This is a genomic window from Longimicrobium sp. (assembly GCF_036399255.1).
Taxonomy (GTDB): domain Bacteria; phylum Gemmatimonadota; class Gemmatimonadetes; order Longimicrobiales; family Longimicrobiaceae; genus Longimicrobium.
Window position 1 is genome coordinate 26069 of the sequence record NZ_DASWNM010000046.1, and the last position, 9945, is coordinate 36013.

Sequence of the window (9945 nt, forward strand, 5' to 3'; positions counted from 1 at the left end):
GGGACGGGACGGACGTCAGCGGCCGAAGAGGCCGCCCAGCTTGCCGGCGATGTCGCCCACGTCGGGGCCACCGCCCTCGCCCAGCAGCCGGCCCAGGTTGCCGCCCACCGGCGGGGGAAGGCGGCCGTCCAGGAACTCGATGGCGGTGCGCGCCGCCTGCATCGCCTTGTCCGGCGGCAGGTTGGCACGTGTCGCGATCTGCTGCACCAGCTCGTCCATCATCGCCATCCACCACCTCCAGAAAGTCGATACGCCAGGGAGTTGCCCGCCGGGGCGGGCGGATCGCAAAACCCGGGCTTCCTCCCCACCCCGGCAACTTACATCATCCGCTCCGCCGATCCAACCGTCAGACGGAATCCGGTGGAACAAGGCAGTGTCGCTCTCTCGATTGTGGTGGTCGGGGATGGTTCTCCAGATCGCGCATCAGGTGGTGCCGACCGCTTGCTCCGGTGCGCTCCGGAGAGGATCCGCATCCCCTCAAAAAATTTCTCATGAGATCCTGCCGCATTTCCATCCCTCTTCCGTTCCCGGCAGCCCACGCCGGCTCGTGCCTCGTCGGCCGGAGCGCCATGCCTCCGCTCACCTGGACTTCACGCCAAAGGACAGAGGAAGCGGCACGAGAAAACTCCGTTGACTCCGTTGACTCCGTGTGAGGCCGCTCTTTTCTTCGGGATTGATAATTTCGGACCGACAGCAGAGGAAACGAGAAAGCCGCGCACCGGAGGCTCCGGTGCGCGGCATATGTAGCCCTGGTGGGTCGAGCTTACGGCGAAGGGAGGCGGCTCTTCAACCGGCGCTCTGTACGTAGACCACCATTCCAGGCTCCACCGTACGCAATGCGGCGTTCACCTGCGGGATGAGCGGAGCGACATCTGCGCGGCGGTTGCTGAAGGCGCGAATCAGAACGATGCCAAGGGCGAGATTTCGCAGGTTCTGCTGATGCGGGATCCCGCGGTCCATGGTCACGAGCGCATCGAACTCCTGTTCGGCTGCGCGAAGCATCTCACGATCCTCCAAGCCTCCCCAGCCGAGCTCGACGACGGTGGCAACGTCGAAGTCCGCGTCGAACAGCGTCTTCAGCCGATGATCGAGTTGCTCGTCAAGCAGCACGCGCATCACCGACCGCCGCGCGGAGGGCTAATTCCAGAAACGCCTCGGCCTGCTCACGCCGTACGCCGGGAAACCCTTCGAGAAAGTCCTCCAGCGTATCGCCCGCCTTCAGATGCGCGATCAGGCTTTCCACCGGCACCCGCGTACCCGCGAATACCGGGGTTCCGCTCATGATTCGCGGATTGACGGTGATGATCTCGTTGTCTTCCATCAGTCGTCTCCTTGTGCCGCGCGAACTGGCTCCACGCATAATCTACTGCAATGCAGGACTTGCCAACCACCCCGATTCGGACAAGCACCCGTGAGCCAGAGAAAAAAGCCGCGCACCGGAAGCTTCCGGTGCGCGGCTTCATCCGTCGGATGCGTGTGCCCGTCAGCTGGCGACGGCGACCTCGCCGGTGACCAGCAGGTTCAGGCGGTTGCGCAGCTCTTCCTCTTCGATGCCCAGCATGGTGGCGGCCCGCTGGTGGTCGCCCTCGGCGAACGAAAAGGTCTTGAGCACCATGGTGCGCTCCACCTGCTGCAGCGACGTGCCCACGGGAACGCGGATCTCGCGGTCCTCGCTCGCGATGAGCTCGTGCGCGCGCAGGTCCATCAGCGTCACGCCGTCGGCACGGGCAAAGATCACGGCGCGCTCGATGGCGTTCTTGAGCTCGCGCACGTTGCCCGGCCAGCGGTAGGCGTTGATGAACTCCAGCGTCTCCGGCGCGAACGTCTTGAGGTACTTCTTGCCGTTCTCCTCGGCGAACCGGCGCAGGAACGACTCGGCCAGCAGCCGCACGTCGCCGCGGCGCTCGCGCAGCGGCGGCAGGTACAGCGGGATCACGGCAAGGCGGTGGAACAGGTCCTCGCGCAGCTTGCCCTCGTCGATCGCCTTGTTGATCTGCTTGTTGGTGGCGGAGACCACGCGGATGTCCACGCTGATCTCCTTTTTGCCGCCCAGCCGCCGGAACGACCGCTGCTCCAGCGCGCGCAGGAACTTGACCTGGATGTCGGGCTCCATCTCGGCCACCTCGTCCAGGAACAGCGTGCCGCCGTCCGCCAGCTCGAAGCACCCCTGCTTTTCGTTGATGGCCCCGGTGAACGCGCCCTTCTCGTGGCCGAACAGCTCGTTCTCCAGGATCTCGCGGGGGAACGCGGCGCAGTTGATGGCCACGAACGGCCCCTTGTGGCGGCTGCTCTTGTCGTGGATGGCGCGGGCCACCAGCTCCTTGCCGGTGCCGCTCTCGCCCACGATGAGGATGCTGGCGCTGGTGGGCGCCGCGGCCTCGATCATCCCGTAGATGGACTTCATCTCGTCGGACTGGCCGATGAGGTCGCCAAAACGGGTCAGGCTGCTGAGCCGCTCTTCCAGCTGGCGGTTGGCCTGCTTTACCTGGAACTTCTCCAGCGCCTTGGGGATGAGCTCCTTGAGGCGGTCGATCTTGAGCGGCTTTTCAAGGTAGTCGTACGCGCCCTGGCGCATGGCTTCCTTGGCCGACTCGACGGAGCCCTCGCCGGTGATGATGATCATCTCCGACGCGATCCCCGCCTTGCGCATGCGCGAGAACAGCTCCAGCCCGTCCACCTCGGGCATGCGCAGGTCCGCCAGCACCACGCCGTAATCGCCGTCCTGGGCCAGCTTCCACGCCACGTTGCCGTCGGTGGCGGTATCTACCTCGTAGCCTTCATCGGCCAGCAGCATCTGCAGGCCTTCGGCGATGTGCTTTTCGTCGTCGGCTACCAGGATCTTTTCAGGCATGCCTGTGTCGTGTCCGGGGATAGAACGTTTGCGCAACCAATCAAGATAGGGGCAAACGCAATCCGCGGTCAACCCGTTGGCGCAGCACCACGTAGGAAAAGGGGGTCAGTGTGTTCCGCTGGCGGGAAGCAGAAGGGTACGCTCTTCACCCTCCACGTCCACGCGTCCGCCCACCGCCTCGGCCAGTGCGGCGGCCACCGACAGCCGCTCGCCCCCGTCTGACGACGCGGCCCCCGAAACGGTCATCACGGCGCGCCCTTCCTCTACGCGCACCGCGATCCGCAGGACCTGCCCCCCGGTGAGCTCGTCCAGCGCGTCGAGGACGATGTTCAGGATGATCTGGCGGGCGGCCTGGCGCCCCAGGCGTACGCGGACCATCTGCGCCGCGGGCGCGTACTCCACCCGCGCCTCGCGGTGCCGTGCCTCGAGGGTGACCAGCTCCATCACCTCTTCCACCAGCTCGTTGAGCGTGGTTTCCTCGGCCCCGCCGCGCTCGGGGCGCGACAGGCGCAGCAGCAGCTCGATGCGCTGGTTCACGCGGTCGAGCTCCTGGCCCAGCACGGTGGCGTAGCGCAGCACGTCGCCGCTTTCGCCCGGCGGGCGAGACAGGCGCCGCTTGAGCACCTCCAGGTTGATGACCATGGAGTGCAGCGGGTTCTTGATCTCGTGCGCCAGGGCGTCGGCCAGCCGCTCCAGCAGGTCGAGCTTGTTGGCCCGCACCTGCAGGGCGTCGGCAACCGCCAGTGCGGCGCCGGGGGCGTCGGTCCGGATGGAGTCGCTCACGTGTTGATGCGCGTTCGTCAGGGCACCGTCTGCTGGCACGGCCGGAGGGCCGCGGCCATGGGGGGCCGGCGCCGGGACTGCTCATGGGGCGGACCTCCGCGGTCCGCTGGGGTGGGGAGGTAAGCACGTTTCGTTCCCACGGGGGGGCTGGAAAAAAAGTGCGAAAGTGCGGGAGTGCGAAAGTGCGAAAGTGGTCGTGCAACGCGGAGATTCGCGCGGGTCCGCGGTCCGGGCGCCGTCGATCTCCGCCCGGCGGACGCCGGTGCCGGACGCACGGCGGGGGCGCCGGATGGTCCGGCGCCCCCGCGATGTGCCGCCCTCCGTTCGCTCAGAACCAGCGGGACGGGCGCGGGCCCTGCGGCGGGCGCGGCTGGAACTCGCGGCCGTAGCCGCCTCCGCCGCCGCGCATCCCCCGGTCGTATCCGCCTCCGCCGGACGGCCGGCCGCCGAAATCGCGGCCGTACCCGCCGCCGCGGCTCGTCATCCCCCCGCCCTCGCGCCCGCCAAAGCCGCCGCGCTCGCCGCCGTACGCGAACGCGTCGCCGTGCTCGCCGCGGCCAAACGAGTCGTCCAGGTCGCGGGCGCTCCCGCGCATGCGCACCGTGCTGCGGTTGTCCACGGGACGGGCGCCGCGGGGGCGCCGGTAGCCGCGCTCGTGCCGGGCGAAGTCGCCGCCGTAGCCGCGGTCGCCGTACAGCGGGCCGGTGGTGCCCACGGCGTATCCGCCGGAGCCGCCCTGGTAGCCGTCGCGGTATCCGCCCACCCATGGCCGCTCCGTGGGGCCGCCGCGTCCCTGGCGGGGGTCGCGGTAGCCCCGGTCGTAGCCGTGGTCCCCGTGCTCCATCCGCGTCTCCCATCCGCCGTGGCGGCCGTATCCCTCGTCGTACCGCATCATCCACCTCTCCCGTGCAGGTTCACCGTCCAGGCCGGCGAAAGGGAGCAACGCCCGTTCCAGCGCGCGCGCAGGGCTACCGCTCCGACAGGCGGACGCGCGCGGTGAAGGGGCCGTCGGGGCGCACGCCGGACAGCGCGACCTCCTGGCCGGGGTCGCGCTCGCGGATGGCGCGGCGCAGGTCGCCCATGGAGTTGATGGCGGTGCCGTCCATGCGGGTGATGATGTCGCCGCGGCGAATGCCGGCCTGCGCCGCGGGCGAGCCGGGCTCCACCTGCAGGATGATGATCCCCCGCTCCACCGGCAGGTCGAACTCGCGGGCCATCTCGGGCGAAACGTCGCTGTACTGAATGCCGATGAACGCCCGGCGCACGCGTCCCGTCTCCAGCACCTGCCGCGCGACGTCCGACGCCAGGTTGATGGGCACGGCAAAGCCCAGCCCCTCGCCCACGCCGCCGGCGCCGCGCAGGATGGCGGTGTTGATCCCCACCACCCGGCCGCGCGAGTCCAGCAGCGGGCCGCCGGAGTTGCCGGGGTTGATGGCGGCGTCGGTCTGGATGAGCTCGTCCAGCCCGATCTGGTCCTGGTTGCGGTTCAGCGCCGAAACGATGCCGCGCGTGACGGTGCGCTGCAGCGCCAGCGGGTTGCCGATGGCGATGGCCGTCTGCCCCACCTGCAGCGCGTCGGAGTTGCCCAGCGCGGCGGTGGGCAGGTCCGCGCCCTCCACGTCCACCACGGCGATGTCGATGGCCGGGTCGCCGCCCAGCACGCGCCCGGTGAGCCGCTCCCCGTTGGCCAGCTCGATCTGCACCTCGCGGCTTTCCCCCACCACGTGCGCGTTGGTCAGGATCACCCCGTCCGCGCGGATGATGACGCCCGAGCCGGCCCCGAACTCCGTGGTCACGCTGACCACCGCGGGCGTCACCTGGCGCGCCACGCGCACCACGCTGGCCTCCTCGCCCTCCTGCTGCGCGTACACGGGCGGTGCGGCCCGGAAGTCGGCCCCCACCGCCGCGCCAAAGCCCACCCCCACGCCAACGGCCAGCGCCGCGGCGACCACCTGCACTCCACTGGTCCTCATCAGCCACTCCTCACTGGATTCTCTGCATCGCACCCGCGGAATAGATACACGGCGGGGTCCGGGCGTTGAACCCGGACCCCGCATCGCGCGTTCCGCCGCCGTCCCAGGCGAAGACGAACCGGTCATCCAGGCGTTGCGCGGACGTGCTCCGGTTTGATACCAGATTCTCGGCCCGATTGTGCATTTCCCACAGCCCGTCTCATGCTCATGCCTGACAAAGAAAAAAGAATGATTGTACAGAGGAACAGAGTCAGACAGAGAGCGAATTGAATGTCATCCTGGCTCCTCTGTCTGACTCTGTTCCTCTGTACCCCATCAAGGTGTTGTTCCTGGATTCGGTGTCACGCGGCGAACACGGAGAAGACAAGAGGACCGGTTTCTCCTCCGTGCCCTCCGTGTGAGGTGCCAGTAGAAGTCTGGGTGCACAATGGACTGCGGGATTCGGCATGAGAAGTCGGCGGTATGGAAGATGGTGGAGATGAAGATCGTGCCCTGGCGAACACGGTGGACCACGCGATCGCTCGCCAGGATCACCTCGCGAGGGTCGCATCCTTGAATTCCGGGACGATCCGGCCGGACCATGGATGATCGAGCAGGCGCTCGGCGGATTCGAAGATCCGGTCGACGAACAGCTCCGCGGACACGGGGCTGTCACGGGCGATGTAGCTTCGGATCTCCTCGATGTCCTCCAGCGCCTGCGGTGACCAGACGATCCGCATCAGCGCCCGAACCGGCGCTTTGCATCCTCGTGAGAAACCCCGTGGCCTTCGTCGATCTGCCTGAATCCCCGCTCGACCTTGGAGAGGAAGTACAGCTGTTCCATCACCTCTTCCACGTCGGCGTCCGGAGGAAGCCGCTGCATCAGGTCTACCGCCTTCTCCCGCACCGTACTCGCGAGTGAAGAATCATCGGTCACGTTCAGGCGCTGCCGGTTCTGATCCCATACCGCGCGCTTCACCTCTGCCGCGAACGCCGCGGCGTCTTCTTCGGTCAGCTCGCTCTGGCTACGCAGCTGATCGAACTCCAGCCAGTCCAGAAACCGGGACACCCGCTCCCGCGTTGCCAGCGTCTTGGGAACCCTGACGATCAGGTCGTCTCCATCCTCGTTGATCCGATACGCAGGTTGCGCTTTCAGCTCTTCCAGGGCTTCGGCAAGCATCTTCTCCTCGCGGTCGGGGCCGGGGGAATCCATCCAAACCTCCCTGAAAGATCGTCCAGATTGCACGTGCCGCGCAAGCCACAAATGCATGCGCAGCTTTGGCGCCAGCGGCGTAACGCGAGTGGTCGCGACGTGTACGGATTGACGGCCCGCACACCGCCACGTTTACACCTCCCGGATGCGGATTTCGCGGTCGGTGACGGTGTCGAGGACGTGCAGGGCGTCCATCAGGCGCACGCGCAGGGTGCCGGGGCCAATGGCGCCGCTGGCCGCCAGCTCCCCCGCCAGGCCAAAGAGGGCCAGCGCGTAGGCGGAGGCCAGCAGCGGCTCCGGCTCCACGGCCAGGAACGCGCCGGTGATGCCCGTGAGCGCGCAGCCCAGCGCCGTGACGCGCGTCATCATGGGGTGGCCGTGCTCCACGGCCAGCGTGCGGGTGCCGTCCGTCACGTAGTCCGTGGCGCCGGTGACGGCCACCACGCACCCCAGCCCCCGCGCCAGCTCGCGCGCCACGCCACTGGCCTCGTCGGCGCCGCGGGTGCTGTCGACGCCCTTCGTCCCCCCCACCTCGCCGGCCAGGCTCAGGATCTCGGAGGCGTTGCCCCGGATGACGGAAGGCTTGCGGCCGGACAGGTCGCGGGCGGTGCGCGTGCGGTACGCGGTGGCGCCGGTGCCCACGGGGTCCAGCACCCAGGGCGTGCCCAGCGCCACGGCCCGGTCCGCCGCGCGCTCCATGGCGGCCACCCACGGCGCCGACAGCGTGCCGATGTTCACCACCAGCGCGGACGAGATGGAGACGAACTCCTCCACCTCGTCCCCCGCGTGGACCATGGCGGGGGAGGCGCCGATGGCCAGCAGCGCGTTGGCGGTGACGTCCATCGCCACGTAGTTGGTGATGCAGTGCACCAGCGGCCCCGCCTGCCGCAGGCGCTCCAGCGCGCCCCACGCGTCGTATCGTTCGCTCACGTCGCTCTAGCTTCCGGGTGAATGGGCGTCCGGGTGATGGGCAGCCGCCGCGGACGACGGGGCGGCGAAGGTGAAACGTACGCGCGGGGAGAATGAAAATCACCCCCGGGCGGCGGCCCGGGGGTGATCCTTACAATCGGTGCGGCTTCGCGCGTCAGTGCAGGTGCGCGGCGGTCCGGCTCCACCGCGGCGGACGCGCCAGCGCGGCGCGGAAGGCGTGCCAGCGCTCCCGGGTCAGCAGCACCTCGAAGCGCACCAGCGCCGCGGGGGCGCGGAAAGGGTTGATCAGCAGATACCGGCCCTCCGGCTGGCGGGCCAGCAGAAACGTGCCGCGGTCCAGGCGCAGCACCACCAGGTGCTCGGCACGCTGCGCCAGGACCCACAGCCGCACCGCCCAGCCCGCCAGGGCCAGCGCCAGCACGGCGACGAACGTCAGCGAGGTCATGCTCTCCTCCTTGGCTGAGTATTCCCAGCATCCTCGGGCCACCTGTGTAGCCAACTCCGTGCCCGCGCGGCGGCGTGTTCCGCAACCGTTTCCGCCGCATTCACTTGCCCGCGACCGGCCGCCGCGGCGGGCGCGCGGGGCCGGGGCAGCCCTGCCCCGCGGCGAACCCGGACAGGACAACCGGTGTACCCGGTTGCGTACACCCGCGCGTCCGGTGCCCTTCCCCCTTCATCAACGATCGAGCGCCATGAAGTCGAACGTCCTCACCCGGCGGATGGGCCGGGCCGCCGTCCTGCTGCTGCTGGCGGCCGGCGCCTGCAACCAGGCCGGCAACGCGGAAACCACGCCCGCCGCCGAAGGTGCGGCATCCGGGTCCCAGCCGGGACAGGCCGTCGCCGAAGCGCCGGTGCCGGCGCAGGCCGTGGCGAACCCCGCGCAGGGCACGCCCATGGTCGTGTACAAGACGCCCACCTGCGGCTGCTGCCGCGCCTGGGTGGACCACGTGCGCGCCGCCGGCTTCGCGGTGGAGGTGCGCGACATGCCCGACGTGCAGCCGGTAAAGCACGAGCACGGCGTGCCGGGGCACCTTGGGTCGTGCCACACCGCCATCGTGGACGGCTACGTGGTCGAGGGCCACGTGCCCGCCGACGTCATCCACCGCATGCTGCGCGAGCGCCCGCAGGTGGCCGGCATCGCCGTGCCGGGGATGCCGATGGGCTCGCCCGGCATGGAGGTGCCCGGGGGCCGCAAGGACCCGTACGACATCATCGCCTTTGCGCGCGACGGCAAGGTCTCCGTCTACGAGACGCGCTGACCGCGGCCGCGGTCACGGCACATACCACGAAGCGCGGGCCGGAAAAGATTCCGGTCCGCGCTTCGTTTCTACTTCATGATCCGGACTGCGTCGATTTGACTTCCTGAGAGGGTGTTGCCAAACCTCCCAGCGTGATTGACTTCCTGAGGGAGGCGCCGCCCCGTAACTCGCGTGTACGCTGCACCCTGGCGCCGACCGAAGGACCTCGCCAGCAGAACGGCGGGGCGGGTCCCGTGCCCTGATCTGGCCCCTGCGCCACCGAGACGAGGTCCTTCGGTCGCGCGCAGGCGGTTGTGTGGAATCGGGTTACACGCGTGCGCTCCCTCAGGAAGTCATCGCGTTTTGTGAGTTTGGGGGTTTGGCAACACCCTCTCAGCTCGACTTTGGCCTATTCAGGCGGCGTAAGCGAGTGCTTGGGCCCAGCGTTGGAGCAGCGGGCTCGAAATTGTAGCACTCTCGGGGTCGGACGCCGAGGAGGAAATAATCTCCTGCATCCAGAGTTTGCTCCGCACGGCAGCGATGGCGTCGCTGAAAGTGAGCGCCGGCTTCGCGTACCATGCCGCCTGTCGCGGTGTCAGCCGTGCGGTGCGATGAAGCTCCTGCGCCAGGATCGCTACGACCGAGAACAACCCGAGCAGAACGGGAGTGGCGCGCTCGATCGCGAGCCGTGACCATTGGCGCTGTGTCTCGACTCCGAGGTGACGGCGGACTTCGGCGAAAGTGACTTCCATCTGCCACCGGCGCACAAAGTATGAGAGAATGCGTACAGGGCGAAGCGAGGGGTCGGTGCAGAGGAAAGCACGCGGCTCCAGCTTGCCGTCAGGATCTCTGACCAGCACGAATCGCCCGGTGACCGGAGGCTTGCCCCCCTTGTACCACACCGCGGTGAAGGAGGTGATCTCGACGGCCTTGCGGGTGCGGCCATACCAGGCGCGGAGGTGGATGCGCTGCCACGGC

Annotated in this window: 12 protein-coding genes and 1 pseudogene; 1 reads left to right on the forward strand and 12 read right to left on the reverse strand. The window is 68.6% G+C overall.

Annotation, left to right across the window (positions count from 1 at the left end):
- Window positions 1–15: 15 nt before the first annotated feature.
- The 11 genes from VGC13_RS07780 to VGC13_RS07830 all read right to left on the reverse strand — a co-directional run bounded on the left by VGC13_RS07780 (window position 16) and on the right by VGC13_RS07830 (window position 8174).
- Entirely contained in the window at window positions 16–228 is a 213-nt protein-coding gene (locus VGC13_RS07780) for a hypothetical protein (RefSeq protein ID WP_331124666.1), read from the reverse strand.
- 558 nt (window positions 229–786) lie between these two features.
- On the reverse strand, window positions 787–1116 hold the full coding sequence (locus tag VGC13_RS07785) for a DUF5615 family PIN-like protein (protein ID WP_331124667.1): 330 nt from the start codon (window positions 1114–1116) through the stop codon (window positions 787–789).
- Window positions 1100–1321, reverse strand: coding sequence for a DUF433 domain-containing protein (locus VGC13_RS07790; RefSeq protein WP_331124668.1), 222 nt, complete (start codon window positions 1319–1321; stop codon window positions 1100–1102). The genes VGC13_RS07785 and VGC13_RS07790 overlap by 17 nt, the downstream gene beginning before the upstream one ends.
- A 162-nt stretch (window positions 1322–1483) precedes the next feature.
- Complete coding sequence (locus VGC13_RS07795) at window positions 1484–2851, reverse strand: sigma-54 dependent transcriptional regulator (protein WP_331124669.1); 1368 nt, start codon at window positions 2849–2851, stop codon at window positions 1484–1486.
- A 105-nt stretch (window positions 2852–2956) separates the two neighbouring features.
- Window positions 2957–3634: a histidine kinase dimerization/phospho-acceptor domain-containing protein gene (locus VGC13_RS07800; protein WP_331124670.1), complete on the reverse strand. Its 678-nt coding sequence runs from the start codon at window positions 3632–3634 to the stop codon at window positions 2957–2959.
- A 328-nt stretch (window positions 3635–3962) separates the two neighbouring features.
- The gene (locus VGC13_RS07805; RefSeq protein WP_331124671.1) at window positions 3963–4529 is read right to left on the reverse strand and encodes a hypothetical protein; all 567 of its coding nucleotides are present in this window, start codon (window positions 4527–4529) and stop codon (window positions 3963–3965) included.
- Between the two features lie 73 nt (window positions 4530–4602).
- Window positions 4603–5607 carry a S1C family serine protease gene (locus VGC13_RS07810; protein ID WP_331124672.1) on the reverse strand — a complete coding sequence of 335 codons (1005 nt, stop codon included), beginning with the start codon at window positions 5605–5607 and terminating at the stop codon, window positions 4603–4605.
- 530 nt (window positions 5608–6137) lie between these two features.
- On the reverse strand, window positions 6138–6326 hold the full coding sequence (locus tag VGC13_RS07815) for a type II toxin-antitoxin system RelE/ParE family toxin (RefSeq protein WP_331124673.1): 189 nt from the start codon (window positions 6324–6326) through the stop codon (window positions 6138–6140).
- Complete coding sequence (locus VGC13_RS07820) at window positions 6326–6799, reverse strand: hypothetical protein (RefSeq protein ID WP_331124674.1); 474 nt, start codon at window positions 6797–6799, stop codon at window positions 6326–6328. The genes VGC13_RS07815 and VGC13_RS07820 overlap by 1 nt, the downstream gene beginning before the upstream one ends.
- Window positions 6800–6931: 132 nt before the next feature.
- On the reverse strand, window positions 6932–7729 hold the full coding sequence (gene thiM / locus VGC13_RS07825) for a hydroxyethylthiazole kinase (protein WP_331124675.1): 798 nt from the start codon (window positions 7727–7729) through the stop codon (window positions 6932–6934).
- A 154-nt stretch (window positions 7730–7883) separates the two neighbouring features.
- Window positions 7884–8174, reverse strand: coding sequence for a hypothetical protein (locus tag VGC13_RS07830; protein ID WP_331124676.1), 291 nt, complete (start codon window positions 8172–8174; stop codon window positions 7884–7886).
- 247 nt (window positions 8175–8421) lie between these two features.
- Between VGC13_RS07830 and VGC13_RS07835 the strand changes: the two genes are divergently transcribed.
- Window positions 8422–8988 (forward strand): DUF411 domain-containing protein, encoded by a 567-nt coding sequence (locus tag VGC13_RS07835; RefSeq protein WP_331124677.1) that lies wholly within the window; start codon window positions 8422–8424, stop codon window positions 8986–8988.
- Window positions 8989–9380: 392 nt separating this feature from the next.
- Here the strand turns inward: VGC13_RS07835 and VGC13_RS07840 are convergent.
- Window positions 9381–9945, reverse strand: a pseudogene (locus VGC13_RS07840) (hypothetical protein); the annotation flags it as partial.